This window comes from Pseudomonas stagnisoli (assembly GCF_048595745.1).
Classification (GTDB): Bacteria; Pseudomonadota; Gammaproteobacteria; order Pseudomonadales; family Pseudomonadaceae; genus Aquipseudomonas; species Aquipseudomonas alcaligenes_A.
This window is the reverse complement of sequence record NZ_CP184361.1, coordinates 1,432,529-1,446,597: the sequence shown is the minus strand read 5'-3', so window position 1 is coordinate 1,446,597 and position 14,069 is coordinate 1,432,529. Positions and strand designations below refer to the sequence as shown.

13 protein-coding genes and 1 tRNA gene are annotated in these 14,069 nt (G+C 64.7%); 7 read left to right on the top strand and 7 right to left on the bottom strand.

Features of this window, described 5'->3' with window-relative positions:
* The first annotated feature begins 2 nt into the window (after nt 1-2).
* A complete protein-coding gene (locus ACOAPY_RS07055) occupies nt 3-1,259 on the top strand; it encodes an MgtC/SapB family protein (protein ID WP_465155864.1) in 1,257 nt (418 codons plus the stop codon).
* A 1-nt stretch (nt 1,260) separates the two neighbouring features.
* Here the strand turns inward: ACOAPY_RS07055 and ACOAPY_RS07050 are convergent, their stop codons facing one another.
* A complete protein-coding gene (locus ACOAPY_RS07050) occupies nt 1,261-2,622 on the bottom strand; it encodes a DNA recombination protein RmuC (protein WP_465156734.1) in 1,362 nt (453 codons plus the stop codon).
* A gap of 180 nt (nt 2,623-2,802) precedes the next feature.
* Entirely contained in the window at nt 2,803-3,216 is a 414-nt protein-coding gene (locus tag ACOAPY_RS07045; RefSeq protein WP_076584336.1) for a tetratricopeptide repeat protein, read from the bottom strand.
* 429 nt (nt 3,217-3,645) lie between these two features.
* Between ACOAPY_RS07045 and ACOAPY_RS07040 the strand changes: the two genes are divergently transcribed.
* The 4 genes from ACOAPY_RS07040 (at nt 3,646) to ACOAPY_RS07025 (ending at nt 8,083) form a co-directional block, all read left to right on the top strand.
* Nucleotides 3,646-4,029, top strand: a complete 384-nt coding sequence (locus ACOAPY_RS07040) for a DUF2946 domain-containing protein (RefSeq protein ID WP_465155862.1) — start codon at nt 3,646-3,648, stop codon at nt 4,027-4,029.
* A gap of 93 nt (nt 4,030-4,122) precedes the next feature.
* Nucleotides 4,123-6,192 carry a TonB-dependent receptor family protein gene (locus tag ACOAPY_RS07035; RefSeq protein ID WP_465155861.1) on the top strand — a complete coding sequence of 690 codons (2,070 nt, stop codon included), beginning with the start codon at nt 4,123-4,125 and terminating at the stop codon, nt 6,190-6,192.
* A complete protein-coding gene (locus ACOAPY_RS07030; RefSeq protein WP_465156732.1) occupies nt 6,192-7,622 on the top strand; it encodes a PepSY domain-containing protein in 1,431 nt (476 codons plus the stop codon). Before ACOAPY_RS07035 ends, ACOAPY_RS07030 begins: the two co-directional genes overlap by 1 nt.
* Nucleotides 7,619-8,083: a copper chaperone PCu(A)C gene (locus ACOAPY_RS07025; protein ID WP_465155859.1), complete on the top strand. Its 465-nt coding sequence runs from the start codon at nt 7,619-7,621 to the stop codon at nt 8,081-8,083. Before ACOAPY_RS07030 ends, ACOAPY_RS07025 begins: the two co-directional genes overlap by 4 nt.
* Here the strand turns inward: ACOAPY_RS07025 and ACOAPY_RS07020 are convergent, their stop codons facing one another.
* Together ACOAPY_RS07020 and ACOAPY_RS07015 are read right to left on the bottom strand one after the other, a co-directional pair.
* Nucleotides 8,084-8,836: an RES family NAD+ phosphorylase gene (locus ACOAPY_RS07020; protein WP_465155857.1), complete on the bottom strand. Its 753-nt coding sequence runs from the start codon at nt 8,834-8,836 to the stop codon at nt 8,084-8,086.
* Nucleotides 8,837-8,951: 115 nt separating this feature from the next.
* Complete coding sequence (locus ACOAPY_RS07015; RefSeq protein ID WP_076426286.1) at nt 8,952-9,323, bottom strand: XRE family transcriptional regulator; 372 nt, start codon at nt 9,321-9,323, stop codon at nt 8,952-8,954.
* Nucleotides 9,324-9,622: 299 nt separating this feature from the next.
* Between ACOAPY_RS07015 and ACOAPY_RS07010 the strand changes: the two genes are divergently transcribed.
* Nucleotides 9,623-10,108 carry a CBS domain-containing protein gene (locus tag ACOAPY_RS07010; RefSeq protein ID WP_465155854.1) on the top strand — a complete coding sequence of 162 codons (486 nt, stop codon included), beginning with the start codon at nt 9,623-9,625 and terminating at the stop codon, nt 10,106-10,108.
* Nucleotides 10,109-10,236: 128 nt separating this feature from the next.
* Nucleotides 10,237-11,592, top strand: a complete 1,356-nt coding sequence (locus ACOAPY_RS07005; RefSeq protein WP_076584329.1) for a hemolysin family protein — start codon at nt 10,237-10,239, stop codon at nt 11,590-11,592.
* Between the two features lie 180 nt (nt 11,593-11,772).
* Here the strand turns inward: ACOAPY_RS07005 and ACOAPY_RS07000 are convergent.
* From ACOAPY_RS07000 to bamC, 3 genes are all read right to left on the bottom strand, one after another.
* Nucleotides 11,773-11,862 (bottom strand) — tRNA-Ser (locus ACOAPY_RS07000).
* Nucleotides 11,863-11,985: 123 nt separating this feature from the next.
* Nucleotides 11,986-12,855 carry a phosphoribosylaminoimidazolesuccinocarboxamide synthase gene (locus ACOAPY_RS06995; RefSeq protein ID WP_076426289.1) on the bottom strand — a complete coding sequence of 290 codons (870 nt, stop codon included), beginning with the start codon at nt 12,853-12,855 and terminating at the stop codon, nt 11,986-11,988.
* Nucleotides 12,856-12,947: 92 nt separating this feature from the next.
* Nucleotides 12,948-14,063: an outer membrane protein assembly factor BamC gene (gene bamC / locus ACOAPY_RS06990; protein WP_465155852.1), complete on the bottom strand. Its 1,116-nt coding sequence runs from the start codon at nt 14,061-14,063 to the stop codon at nt 12,948-12,950.
* Between the last annotated feature and the right edge of the window lie 6 nt (nt 14,064-14,069).

The window sequence follows — 14,069 nt, the reverse complement described above, 5'->3', positions numbered from 1 at the left end:
CGATGTCACCCGCCGCAGAACTTGCCCTCAACCTCGCTACCGCCCTCGCCGCCGGCCTGCTGATTGGCGCCGAGCGCGGCTGGCGCGCGCGCGACACCGACGACACGCACCTGGTGGCAGGCATCCGCACCTTCGGTCTGGTCGGCCTGCTCGGTGGCCTGGCCGCCCTGCTCGGCAACCATTTCGGCGTGGCGGCCTGGATCGCCATCGCCCTGCTGGTCGGCCTGCATGCGCTGGCGGGATACATCGGCGAGGTACGCCGCAGCGGCGACCTGGGGCTGACCAGCGAGATCGCCCTGCTGGTGACCTTCCTCCTCGGCAGCCTGGCCATGGCCGGTGAGCACAGCCTGGCCGCCGGCGGCGCGGTAGCGGTGGCCTTGCTGCTGAGCCTCAAGGAACCGCTGCACAGCGGCCTGCGCCGGCTTTCCGAAGCCGAGCTGTCGGGCGCACTGAAGCTACTGTTCATCTCCCTGGTACTGCTACCGGTGCTGCCCAATCAGGGTTACGGCCCCTGGCAGGCCTTCAACCCCTATGCAGTGTGGTGGATGGTGGTACTGATCGCCGCCATTGGCTTTGCCGCCTACGTGGCCATTCGCGTCATCGGCACCCGTCACGGCCTGCTGGTCACCGCCCTGCTCGGCGGCGTGGTGTCGTCCACCGCCATGACCATCACCCTGTCGCGCCTGCATGACGGCCGCCAGCTGCGCGCCATGCTCGCCTGCGCCCTGCTGGCCACCTCGGCACTGATGTTCCCGCGCGTGCTGCTGGAAGTCGGCCTGATCAACGCCGCGCTGCTGCCGCACCTGTTGCTGCCGCTGGGCCTGGCCGGGCTGGTTTACGCCGGCGGTGCCCTGGTGTTCTACCGCATCGCCGGCAGCGAACTGCAGCAGACGGTCGAGCCGCCGCTGAAGAACCCCTTCGAGCTGGCCCCGGCGCTGCGCTTCGCCGCCCTGCTGGCGTTGATCCTGCTGCTGATCGAGGCCGCCCGCGAATGGTTCGGTCATGCCGGAGTCTGGGGTGTGGCGATTCTCTCCGGCCTGTCCGACGTGGACGCCATCACCCTGTCGCTGGCGCGCAGCGCCAAGGGCGACATGGCGGCGGAACTGGCGGTGCAGGGCATCTACCTGGCGGCGCTGAGCAACAGCCTGGTCAAGGCCGGGCTGATCGCCCTGATCGGCGGCCGCGAACTGGCCCTGCGTACCCTGCCGGTGATGGGCCTGGGCCTGCTGCTGGGCCTGGCGGCCCTGCTGCTGGTCTGACCTACTCGCCCGCCTCGTCCAGCTGCGGCACACCGGAGGCACGTTCAATCAGCTCGGCCGGCAGGCTCTTGCTGGCGCGGGCGCCGAGCAGCTTGAGGTTCTCGACCCGGTTGATCAGGTTGCCGCGACCTTCGCACAGTTTGTTGCGCGCCGCGTCGTAGGCCTTGTCGAGCTGCTTGAGGCGGCTGCCGACTTCGTCCAGGTCGCCGATGAAGGCGACGAACTTGTCGTACAGCTGGCCGGCGCGCTCGGCGATATCGCGGGCATTCTGGCTCTGCCGCTCCTGACGCCAGAGACTGTCGATCACTCGCAGGGTGGCCAGCAGGGTGGTCGGGCTGACGATCACGATGTGCTGCTCGAAGGCCTCCTGGAACAGCCCCGGATCGGCCTGCAGGGCAGCGGCGAAGGCCGCCTCGATGGGCACGAAGAGCAGCACGAAGTCCAGGCTGTGCAGGCCTTCCAGGCGCTGGTAGTCCTTCACCGAGAGGCCCTTGAGGTGGCTGCGCAGGCTCAGCACGTGCTGTTTCAGCGCGGCCGCGCGGCCTTCCTCGTCCTCGGCGGCGATCAGCGCCTGATAGGCGGTCAGGCTGACCTTGGCATCGACCACCACCTGCTTGTCGCCCGGCAGCTGGATCAGCACGTCCGGCTGGAAGCGCTCGCCGTCGCTACCCTTGAGGCTGACCTGGGTCTGGTATTCGCGGCCCTTCTCCAGGCCGGCATGCTCCAGCACCCGTTCCAGCACCAGCTCGCCCCAGTTGCCCTGGGTCTTCTGGCCCTTGAGCGCACGGGTCAGGTTGGTCGCCTCGTCACCCAGGCGCTGGTTGAGCTGCTGCAGGCGCTCCAGCTCCTTGGCCAGGGAGAAACGCTCGCGCGCCTCGTTCTGGTAGCTCTCCTCGACGCGCTTCTCGAACGCCTGGATGCGTTCCTTGAGCGGATCAAGCAGCTGACCCAGGCGCTGCTGGCTGGTTTCGGCGAAGCGCTGCTCGCGCTCATCGAAGATCTTCCCGGCCAGCTCGGCGAACTGTGCGCGCAACTCGTCGCGCGCACCTTGCAGATCAGCCAGACGCTGCTGCTGGTTCTCCTGCTGCTCGCGCAGCTCGGCGGCCAGGGCGGCACGCTGGCTGTCCAGCTGGCGTAGTTGGCTCTCCTTCTGTTCCCGTTCACGCGCCCACTCCTGAGCAGCAAGCTGCGCGGCCTCGCGCTCGCGCCCGAGCAACTCGCGCTCGCGGCGCAGGGCCGCCAGCTCGGCCTGCTGCTGGCTGCTCTGCTGCTGCTGCGCGCGCAGATCATCCTGCAGACCCTCGAGCTGCACCGACAAGCCCTCCTGGGCCAGGCGCGCCTGGCTCAGGCGCTCTTCCAGCAGCAGGCGCTCGGCGGCCTGGCCGGCCTGGGCACGCTGGAGATTCCAGGCCAGCACGGCCAGCGGTGCGGCACCCAGCAGCAGGCCGAGGAGCAAGTTAGTCGGATCGAGAACGAAGGCAAAGGGCACGGGGCAGACTCGCGGGCGGTGGGAAAACTGCCCGGCAGTATACCCGCGTGCGGCTCAGGGGTTGAGGCGCTGCAACAGCCGGGCAGCTTCGTGGGAGCCCTGTGCGGCGGCGGCCTCCAGCCAGTGGCGAGCCTGCAACGGTTCACGCTGGCGCGGCTGGCAGTAATGCCGGCCGAGTTCCAGCTGGGCCCGCAGGTCGCCCGAGCGGGCCGCCTGGCGCAACAGCTCCAGGCCGATGCGCCGATCACGGGCATTGCCGCACTCCCGGCACAACATCTGCCCCAGACGGCTCTGGGCGACCACCACGCCCTGACGCGCCGGCTGCTTGAGCAGGCGCCCAGCGATACGCTTGACGCTGGCATGGTGACTCAGACGCGGGCGATCGAGCAGCCAGAGAGCCAGGCGCAGTGGCAGACGTTGTTGTGGCGCAGGTTGCGACGGGCTGACAAACAGGGCGCGAGACTTCATGTAAGCATTGGCTGACAACGGGGCGCGCCACTCTACTCTCTTTTTTCTGCCGGTAAAGACTTGCCAAGCACCGCGAAAAGCTGCTCTAGAACAAAGGCTCTAAAACATCCACAGAAGCTGTGGATAACTCCGTGGACAACTGGGTGAAAAACCTTCTCAACCCCGAAGAAACGCGGCTTACAGTCAAACTGGCGATTTTTTCACCAATTAAAAAAATCCTTATTTTTCAATGAATTAAAAATTATCCAACGAGAATCAGGGGTTTACGCCGGGTTATGACAGGAAGTTGACAGCCTGCCTCGCGATTGTGCACAACTGCGACGCTCTGCCACGGGGCCTGCCCCGTTTCGGAGCGGCCAGACCGCGACATCGGGGCGCATCCACGGGGGGATTCCGGTCCCCCTCCCTCCGGTGCTAGAGTCGCCGCCCATGAAACTCCGCCCACTCCACCGTGCCGCCACTGCCTGGATGCTCTATCTGTGCATCCTGAGCAATCTGGTCGCCTGCGCCCTTGCCCATGGCCAATACGCCGGCCTGGAGCTGAGCGGTATCGGTGGGCTGTATTGCTCGGCCAGTGGCAGCTCCGGCGCAGGCTTTGGCGACGATCTGTCCGGCAATGACTCCGCCCAGCTGAGCAGCCCGTTCAGCTGTGCAGTCTGTGGCAGCGCCATCGTCAGCCTGGGCCTGCTGTTCGTGCTGGCCTGGCTGCTGCGCATCCCGCCGGCGCCACGCCCGCCCCACGAGCCACGCCACAAGGCCCCTCCCCGCTACTCCTGGCCCTCGGCCAACCCCCGCGCCTCCCCGCTGTTCTGATCCCACCCGGCCGTCCTGGCCGGGCCGCAGCCATTGTCATTCTGCACGTCGCGAGTGCGCCCGCGTGCACCTCGCCATACCCGGATCGGAACCATGAAAAGAACGATTGAAGCCGCCCTGCGTCCCCTGTTTATCCCCAGCCTGCTGACGCTCAGCCTGGGCCTGGCGCACAGCGCCCAGGCCAGCGAGCAGCTGCAACTGGAAACCACCCAGATCGAAGGTCGCCATGTTAGCGACCCCACCGCGCCCACCCAGGCCGAGAAAAAAGCCGAGTTCGCCCAGATTCCGGGCGGCGCCGGCGTGGTCGATGCCGAGCAATACAAAAATGGCCGCAGCAGCACCATGCAGGATGCCCTCGGCCTGGCCACCGGCGTGTTCATCCAGCCACGCTTCGGCGCCGAAGAGGCGCGTCTGTCGATTCGCGGCTCGGGCCTGCAACGCACCTTCCATGGCCGCGGCCTGCTGCTGATGCAGGACGGCGCGCCGGTGAACATGGCGGACGGCAGCTTCGACTTCCAGAGCATCGAGCCGCTGGCCACCGACCATATCGAAGTGCTACGCGGCGCCAACGCCTGGCGTTACGGCGCCGCCAACCTGGGGGGCGCGATCAACTTCGTCAGCCCCACCGGCAAGACCGCCGCCCCGGTGACCCTGCGCGCCGAGGCTGGCAGCTTCGACTACCAGCGCCTGTACGCCGCATTCGCCCAGGATTTCGGCGACTGGGACGCCTTCGTCAGCCTCAACGACTATGCGCAGGACGGCTTCCGCGAACACGCTCGCCAGGATAACCAGCGCTACTTCGCCAACCTGGGCGGCCGTATCAATGATCGCCTCTCCACTCGCTTCTACCTGACCCACGTGGAGACCGATTCGGACCTGCCAGGCAATCTCAGCAAAGCCCAGCTGCGCGACAATCCGGAACAGGCTGCGGCCGAGTCGGTCAGCAAAGACAACCAGCGCGACTTCACCCTCAACCGCCTGGGCAATATCAGCGTGCTGGAGCTGAACGGCGGGCACAGCCTCGAACTGGCCACCTATTACAGCGAGAAGTCGCTGTTCCACCCCATCTTCCAGGTACTGGACATCGATTATGAGGACTATGGCCTGCGTCTGACCCACAAGTGGCAGAACGACGCCGGCTGGCGCTGGCAAGGCGGACTGGACAGCAGCCACGGCCGCGCCTGGGACTCGCGCTACGCCAACCAGAGTGGCCACAGCGGCAACAAGCTCAATGAGCTGCACCAGACCGCACGCAACCTCAACCTGTTTGGCGAACTGGAAATCCCACTGGCGGAACGCTGGGCGCTGATTACCGGCGCAGCCTGGCAGCACCAGGAGCGCGACGTGGATGACCGCCTGCGTTGCAATGCCTTCGTCACCGGCTTCTGCCTGCCGCAGGACGAGTCGTTCAACAAGACCTACATCGGTCGCAGCGGACGCATCGGCCTGCGCCATGACCTGAATGAAGAGCTGCAACTGTTCACCAACTTCAGCCAGAGCTTCGAGCCGCCGACCTTCAGCGAGCTCTCCGGCGGCGCCATCGTCAGCGAGAACGACGCGCAAAAGGCCAACACCCTGGAAGCGGGCCTGCGCTGGGCGCGCGGTGACCTGGATGTCGACATGGCGGTTTACCGCAGCGAGATTCGCGACGAGCTGATCGGCTACACAGACCCGACCCGACAAGGCAATGTCATCACCACCAACGCCGACCGCACCATCCACCAGGGGATCGAGTTCGGCGCCGCCTGGACCCTGGGCGACTTCGTGCTGCGCGGCCAATACCTGTTCAACGACTTCCGCTTCGACAACGACGAGGTCTACGGCGACAACCGCATCGCCGGCGTGCCGCGCCAGTTCCTCAAAGGCGAGGCGCTCTGGCAGAAGGCGGGCTGGTATGCCGGTCCGACCCTGGAATGGGTGCCGACCCACTATGCCGTCGACCATGCCGAAAGCCTGTATGCCGAAGGCTATGCCATCTGGGGCCTGAAAGGCGGCTACCGACCGGATGATGGTCTGGGCTTCTTCGTTGAAGGCCGCAATCTCGCCGACAAGACCTACATCGCCACCACCGGTGTCGTGGCCAACGCCAACGGCCAGGATGCGGCGCTGTTCCTCCCGGGTGACGGTCGCAGCCTGTACGTCGGCCTGGAGTGGCGGATGTGATGCGCTGGCGCCAACGCCTGCTGCGGCTGCTACCGTGGCACCGGCGCCTGGCACTGCTGGCCTGCCTGGGGGTATTCACCTGGGCGGCCAGTGGCATGCTGCATCCGCTGATGAGCGCGCTGCAGCCTCGCCCGGCGCAATTCGTGGCGCCCCGTCCGGCCCTGCCGCTGGAGCAGCTGCGTGCGCCAGCCCAGGTGCTGGCTACTGCCGGAGTACCGGCGGTGGCCGGCCTGCGCCTGCTGGTGCTGGATGGCCAGCCTTACTACCAGGCGCGCCTGCCCGGACAGAGCGAACCACGTTACTGGCATGCCCGCACGGGCGCACCTGCCGATCTCGCGGCCCGCCACGCCGAGAGCCTTGCCGCGCATTATCTCGGCGAGGACGCCGGCCTGCGCTATCGCGGCAACCTGACGGGCTTCAGCAGCGAGTACGCCTTCATCAACCGCCTGTTGCCGGCCGCGCGCGTGGACACTGCACGCGAGGACGGCCTGCGCCTGTATGTCGACCTCTACCAGGATCGTCTCGGCACGCTGGTGGACGACCGCAAGGCATGGTTCAGCCTGCTGTTCCAGCAGTTGCACAGCTTCGCCTGGCTGCAGCACGCGGGCACCTGGCGGGTGGTGCTGATGCTGGTATTGCTCGCCAGCGTGGCGCTGACGGCGCTCCTCGGCTTGGCGCTGTTCATCGCGCGCAGGCGCGCGCCCACCCGGCTGCGCCGCCTGCATGGCTGGGGCGGCATGCTGCTGGCTCTGGTGAGCCTGAGCTTCCTGGCCAGCGGCACCTGGCACCTGCTGCACAAACGCGCCGCGCCTGCGCCCCTAGTGGACTATGCCGCACAACTGAGCACGGCCAAGCTGGTCGGCGCGCCCGCGCCAGAATGGCTACCGCCAGGGGATTCACTGTATCGCCTGCACCTGGTTGAGCTCGATGGCGAGCCCACCTGGCGCCTGGAAGCGGACCATGCCCTGCTCTACCGCACTGCCGGTGGCGAGCCCTTGCCCGACGCGGCGGCGCAGCGCTACCTGCAGCAGCGCTTTGCCTACTACGCCGCGCAACGGGGCCTTGGCCAGCCACGGGAAATCCAGCTGCAGGAGCGCTTCGACCATGAGTACGGCTTCATTTTCAAGCGCCTGCCAGTGCTCAAGGCGAGCTACGATGACGCCGACAACAGCGCGCTCTTCCTTGATCCGGTCGATGGCGCACTGGCCGCGCGCGTCAGCAACGCCGATCGCCTGGAAGGCGCCATATTCGCCTACCTGCACAAGTGGGAACTGCTCAATCATCTGGGTAAAGTCACCAAAGACCTGCTGCTGAGCCTCAGCGCATTGTCATTGCTCTTGCTCGCCTGTACGGGCCTCTGGCTGCATGCCCGGCGCCCGCAGCGCACTGCTTCGACCACGCTCAACGCCCCCCAAGGAGAAACACCATGAACGCCAAAACACTTTTGCTGTTGACCGGACTGATGCTGTCACCGCTGATGGCTCAGGCCCATGAGTACAAGGCAGGCCAGATCCAGATCGACCACCCCTGGTCCCGCGAAATGCCCCCAAGCGCTCCGAATGCCGCAGCCTTCTTCACCCTGCACAACCAGGGTGCAACAGCCGACCGTCTGCTCGCAGCCAGCTCGCCGCAGGCACAGAAAGTCGAGCTGCACGAGCACGTGCACAAGGACGGTCTGATGAAGATGCAACAGGTACAGGGCGTGGATGTACCCGCCGGCGGCGAGGTGAAGTTCGTGCCCATGGGCTACCACGTGATGCTGTTCGGGGTGAAGCAGCAACTCAAGGACGGCGAGCGTTTCCCCATGACCCTGCGCTTCGAGCACGCAGGCGAGGTGCAGGTCGAAGTCGCCGTGCAGAAAGACGCCCCGGCCGCCGAGCACAGCCACTGATCAGGCAGGTTGCGGCAGCACGCCATCCTCGAGATAGAGATCAAGGGCGTACAGGCGTGGTGTATCGGGCGCCTGGGCGTTCTTGAACGCCACGTAACCTGCCGTGGTTTCACACAGCCAGGGTTGCAGGTTGCGTGGGCGCCTCTCGCTGAAGGCTGCCGGCACGTACAGGGCGACATTGTTGCCGCCCCTCGGACAACGTGCCGAGGGGTACTCGAAGGCTTCCACCCCCGCTTCGCGCATTGCGCTACCGAGGCTGTGAGTGGCGCGATAGTCACTGCGGTGGGTGAGCAGCGCGCGATGGCGGTCGAACGGCGGCAGCTGCAGACGCACCCCGCGCTGCACCTGGTAGCGCGCCTCGAAGGATGAGTGTTCGGAAAGAATACGACCACTGGGCGGCGGCTCGACCATGCCGTACCACAGCACGAAGCGATAGAAGGCCGTCTCGGCCATCGCCGTTTCCAGCCGGCAAGCGGCGTAGAACAGGCTGGGCTCATGACGCCGACCGAAACGCGAGCCCCAGCGCAGCGGCGGGTAGCGAAACGGCGTGCGCAACAGGTAGTGCAGCGGCTCGTCGCTGGATGGCAACGGCGGTTTGCTGCTCTCCAGCAACTGTTCGAGCAACGCCTGCTCCTCCAGCGTATCCACCAACTGCAAGGTTGCGACCTGGCCCTGGTTCTCGACCAGCCGCACCAGACGACCGCGCAGGGGAATGATCTGCTGCTCTCCCTCACAGACCTGCCAGATATCCATATCGAAAGCTCGCTCAGCCCCACTGCTGGGGGCGCTCAGAAAAAAGGTCAGAACCTGTCGAGGATCAATCAGAAGTGGCAAACGCCACGGACGGGGTGCTCAATACAGCAGGCCCTCAGACCTTGCCACGGATGGCGTCCAGGTACTCAACCACCCGCACCAGGCCCTGCACCTGCCCCATCTGCTGCAAAGGCACGCCAGCCAGATGCCGATTCTCGGTGCGCAGGAAATGCCGCATGTCGTCCAGATTGCCACCAAACAGGGCGAACAGGGCTCGGTAGATACGGATCAGCAGCAAGGCCAGCTCACCGGTTTTGCTCTCCGGACGCAGCCCGCCGCTGTCGCTCCAGCGACTGATGGCGGAACGGTTGACGCCGACTATCGCCGCCAGCTCCTGCTGGGTCAGGCCCAGCTGCTCACGGCTGTTAAGCAGCGCCTTGAGCAGGACAGCGCCGGCGTCGACATTGGGTTTGCTGAGCGCACTCATGATCGCCTCACCATGTCTGTTTGCAACAAAATTAGCAGATTAATAGCAAACAGACAAAACCTGCACCGCGCCGCCGCAAACGCGCCGAACAACCACGCGATCAATGGCGGCCACGCCAGATAACTCAGCCCGAGCCTCGACTATGCAGCGGCCGGAAACCGGCACAGCAGGCGCGCCAACAGCCATATCGCCCAAGCGGGCCAGGCGGACGGCGATGGGAAACAGCTTGTAAAAGATGCTCTGCCTCCCGCGCGACAGCAAGGTTTATGCTTTGGTTCCCTTGGCTAACACCTTTCTGCATGACCATTTCATCGGAACCTCCCAGTCGCACCTTCCCTGAAGAGACCAACCCTCACTGCGACCTTATGCCAGTCGCTCATGCGGCGGATTCGATCACACCGCTCTCGGCCCTGCTGCCGTCGATCAGCACGCCACTGCACCAGTTCGAGCGCATCTACCTCAACGACACATTCGAAGCCCTGTACGACGCAGTGATGCGCCGGGAAAACTCCTGCTGTCTGGTATTCACCTCCGCTGATGATGATTTCCCACTGGGCTACGCCACACGTGAATCGCTGCGCGCTGAATTGCTGAGGCATGCCCCCGATTTGCTGTCCCGGATCATCGTCACCCCCTGCCTGCCCGTCTCGATCAGTGTCGATGAGGCCATTCGCCTGCTGAGCCGCAAGCAGGCTGAACTCGGCGCTTTATGCGACCTTGATGGCACTCTCATCGGCCTGTGCACCCGCAGCAGCCTGCTGAACCTGGACGATGACCGCCTGTAGGCAAGCGACGTTTCATGCTTGTCGCTCGGCAGCATGACCGCATGAATGGAGCCGGGCCTGACAGCTGCTTGACCTGGCCGGAACGAAACAGTTATCCGTGCGCCAACGGCGTACGTGGGAGATGAAACGTGGAATTTGTTGCATTGGCTTTGCTGATCGTCCTTAACGGCCTCTTCGCCATGTCGGAGATCGCCCTGGTCGCAGCGCGGAAAGCACGCCTGATGAAGCTGGCCGCCGAGGGTGATTCAGCAGCTGCAATCGCCCTGAAGCTGGGCGAAGACCCAACCAAGTTTCTCTCGACCATCCAAATCGGCATCACCTCAATTGGCATCCTCAACGGTATCGTCGGTGAGGCCGTGCTCGCCGCTCCGCTGGCGAAGTGGCTGCACAGCCTGGGCGTACCCGACGCAACGGCAAGCATTGGCGCGACCGCTGGCGTGGTGATCGTCATTACCTATGTATCCATCGTCATCGGCGAACTGGTACCCAAACGCATCGGCCAACTCAACCCCGAGGCTATTGCCCGCCTCGTGGCCAGGCCGATGGTGACCCTGTCGTTCCTTACGCGCCCATTCGTCGTGCTGCTGTCATGGTCCACCCACACCATTCTGCGGATCATGGGCGTACGCCAGGCCAGTAACTCCGGCGTAACCGAAGAAGAGATACACGCCATGCTGGAGGAAGGCTCGGAAGCTGGTGTGATCGAGCAGCACCAGCATGAGATGGTGCGCAACGTATTCCGCCTGGATGATCGCCAACTCGGCTCTCTGATGATCCCGCGCTCGGATCTGGTTTTCGTGGACATACGCAAGACACCGGAAGAGAACATCCAGATCATGATCGAATCCGAACATTCTCGCTTTCCGGTCTGCGACGGCGGGCTCGACAACCTGCTGGGCGTGCTGCATGCCAAGCAGGCGTTTGCCTGCCTGGCCAAGGGAGAGAAACCCGACTTCAGCGAGCAATTGCACCCCTGCGTATTCGTGCCGGAAACCCTCACGGGCATGGAGCTGCTCGAGCAGTTCCGGGCCAGCGGCATGCAGATGGCATTCGTGATCGACGAGTACGGCGAGCTGGAAGGTATCGTGACTCTTCAGGATGTGCTGGAGGCGGTCACTGGTGAGTTCACCCCCAATAATGAGGAAGACGCCTGGGCCGTACAGCGCCATGACGGCTCCTGGTTACTGGACGGAGCCATACCGATTCCTGAAATGAAGGATCGCCTGAACCTAAAGACGGTCCCCGAAGAAGACAAGGGCCGCTACCACACGGTATCGGGCATGTTCATGCTGTTGCTCGGCCGGGTACCGGCCACCAGTGACCGCGTCGAATGGGACGGCTGGATGTTCGAGGTCGTGGACATGGACGGCAAGCGCATCGACAAGGTCCTCGCCACACCGGTAGAACGCCCGGATGGCGAAAGCAGCGAGGGTGAGCTCCCCTGGAGCGACGCCGAAACGCGCAGCACCACCAGACAACGCTAACGAACAACACGCCATCGGGCCGGTGCTCACCACGGCCCCGCGCCCGAACAACTGGCACGCGGAACTGAGCGCGCTAGCCGTACGCCTTGCGAGCTGGTCATCGAGCCCAATCGGCAGTCACCACCCCAAAATGCAAAACCCCCGAAACTCTAGGAGTTTCAGGGGTTTAGGCTTTGGATATGGCGGGAAGATAGGGATTTGAACCCTAGGTGCCATTGCTGACACAACGGATTTCGAATCCGTCCCGTTCGACCACTCCGGCATCTTCCCAAAGCGGTGCGCATGATACCAGTTGAGAGCCTTTAGTCCAGCATTTTTTCTTGGCTGATCAACCGCTTGCGCTGCCGAAATGAAAAAGGGGGCCGCTGCCCCCCTCTCTCGCCTAGACAGACGTCACTGGGTCAGGCGGGTCAGCGCCTCGCGGTACTTGTCGGCGGTCTTCTGCGCGACATCGGCCGGCACGGCCGGTGCTGGTGGCTGCTTGTTCCAGCCGGTGGATTCCAGCCAGTCACGCACGAACTGCTTGTCGAAGCTGGGCGGGTTGCTGCCTTCGGCGTAGCTGTCGGCCGGCCAGAAGCGACTGGAGTCGGGGGTCAGCGCCTCGTCCATTAGGGTCAGGGTGCCGTCTTCATCCAGACCGAACTCGAACTTGGTGTCGGCGATGATGATGCCGCGAGTGGCCGCATACTCGACCGCCGCGCTGTAAAGGGCGATGGCGGTGTCACGCACCTTGGCCGCCAGCTCGGCGCCGATGATGGCTTCGCACTGCGCGAAGCTGATGTTCTCGTCGTGGTCACCGACGGCGGCCTTGGTCGATGGGGTGAAGATCGGCTGCGGCAGCTTGGCCGCTTCCTTCAGCCCGGCCGGCAGCTGGATGCCGCAGACGGTGCCGCTCTTCTGATATTCCTTCCAGCCGGAACCGACGATGTAGCCGCGCACGATGGCCTCCACCGCGACCGGCTTGAGGCGCTTGGCCACCACCGCGCGGCCCTCGACCAACGGCAGTTCGGCGGCCGGCACCACGTCTTCGACCTTGTCGCCGGTGAAGTGGTTGGGCACCAGGTCCTTGAGCTTGTCGAACCAGAAATTGGAGATGGCGGTGAGGATCTTGCCCTTCTCCGGAATCGGCTCCTCGAGGATCACGTCGAAGGCCGACAGGCGGTCGCTGGCGACCATCAGCATGCGCTTTTCATCGATTTCGTAGAGATCGCGGACCTTGCCGGAGTAGATCTTCTTCAGGCTGAGGGTGGTAGGTGTGGTCATGTCGATTTTCCGCCTGGTTCAAAACGAAACAGGCGAAACCCTGAGGGTTTCGCCTATCGGTTCGCTGTGGCTCCGGCCGCGGCCGGAGCGGATCAGCCGAGGTTTTCCTGGATCAGGGTGAGTACACGGCGGGCCACATCTTCCGGCGCCACGGTGTTGATGTCCTTCTCCACGGTGACCTGCACGTCGCCGCCGGCGTTGCGGGTCAGGCGTACCTGATAACGCTCGGCGCGCGCATCGATCTCTTCCTTGGTCGGCTCGCTGCCGAACAGGCCGCTGATGAAGCCCTTCTTCTCCTCGGGCTTCTTCGCGCCCTCGGCCAGGTTGACGTAGTACACGCCTAGGCTGCGGTTGATGTCGTCGACGCGCACATCCCCCAGTTCCAGGGCGCGCCCCACGCTGGACCAGGCGCGGTCGAAGTCGGTGCTGAGGTTGAGTACCGGGTTGCCGGCGCCATCCTGAGTCAGGCTCACACGGCTTGGCGCGTCATAGCTGCGCGCGGCCAGCAGAGAGACCGAGCCATGCTCGGAAGTACTGCCCAGATCGGCGAGCATGCCGTCGAGCAGTGAAGCCTCCAGGCTGGCGTTACCGCTGCGAGCCGGGAAGCCCACGTCGGCGCTGCTGCCTTCCTCACGCTCGACACTTACCACGAAGACTTCGCTGGTGTTGCGCACCACGCCCGGCTCGATGCGCACGCGCACCCGCAACTGGTTATCGGTGTCGCTCATCAGGCTGCCGACACGACGGCCCATGGACGGCGCCAGGTCCTGTGCGCCCTGCCATTCGGTAACGAATTCGCCGGTCTGCGGACGCTCCTCGGCGATGCGGAAACCGTTGTTCTCGAAGTAGGAGCGCGCCACCGGCCAGACTTCCGCCGGCGTACGCTGCGCCACCAGCCAACGCGAATCACCGCTCTTCTGCAGGCTGAATTCGTTGGACTCGGCCGCAGCACCGAGTGCCTGCGGACGCGGCACCTCGAAGCTCTGAGGCGTCTCTGAGCTGGTCGCCACGTGTGCCGGAACCGGCAACAGCGGATCGATGCGCTTGGCGTCAACATTGGCCGGCATCTGCATCGGCGCGGTCTGGCGCGCGTCCAGATAGTCGGTGGAGCGGTCACGGAAGTAACCTTCGTCGCCCCACAGCCAGCCACAGCCGCTGGTACTGGAGATGATCAGGGCAAGGGTGGAGAGTCCAGCCAGTCGCTTCATGCGCAA

What these genes read in the sequence shown, in the direction of transcription:
- bamC (WP_465155852.1), bottom strand. Translation starts at nt 14,063, where the DNA reads ATGAAGCGACTGGCTGGACTCTCCACCCTTGCCCTGATCATCTCCAGT.
- ACOAPY_RS07020 (WP_465155857.1), bottom strand. Translation starts at nt 8,836, where the DNA reads ATGGATATCTGGCAGGTCTGTGAGGGAGAGCAGCAGATCATTCCCCTG.
- ACOAPY_RS07010 (WP_465155854.1), top strand. Translation starts at nt 9,623, where the DNA reads ATGACCATTTCATCGGAACCTCCCAGTCGCACCTTCCCTGAAGAGACC.
- ACOAPY_RS07030 (WP_465156732.1), top strand. Translation starts at nt 6,192, where the DNA reads ATGCGCTGGCGCCAACGCCTGCTGCGGCTGCTACCGTGGCACCGGCGC.
- ACOAPY_RS07025 (WP_465155859.1), top strand. Translation starts at nt 7,619, where the DNA reads ATGAACGCCAAAACACTTTTGCTGTTGACCGGACTGATGCTGTCACCG.
- ACOAPY_RS07035 (WP_465155861.1), top strand. Translation starts at nt 4,123, where the DNA reads ATGAAAAGAACGATTGAAGCCGCCCTGCGTCCCCTGTTTATCCCCAGC.
- ACOAPY_RS07040 (WP_465155862.1), top strand. Translation starts at nt 3,646, where the DNA reads ATGAAACTCCGCCCACTCCACCGTGCCGCCACTGCCTGGATGCTCTAT.
- ACOAPY_RS07045 (WP_076584336.1), bottom strand. Translation starts at nt 3,216, where the DNA reads ATGAAGTCTCGCGCCCTGTTTGTCAGCCCGTCGCAACCTGCGCCACAA.
- ACOAPY_RS06995 (WP_076426289.1), bottom strand. Translation starts at nt 12,855, where the DNA reads ATGACCACACCTACCACCCTCAGCCTGAAGAAGATCTACTCCGGCAAG.
- ACOAPY_RS07055 (WP_465155864.1), top strand. Translation starts at nt 3, where the DNA reads ATGTCACCCGCCGCAGAACTTGCCCTCAACCTCGCTACCGCCCTCGCC.
- ACOAPY_RS07015 (WP_076426286.1), bottom strand. Translation starts at nt 9,323, where the DNA reads ATGAGTGCGCTCAGCAAACCCAATGTCGACGCCGGCGCTGTCCTGCTC.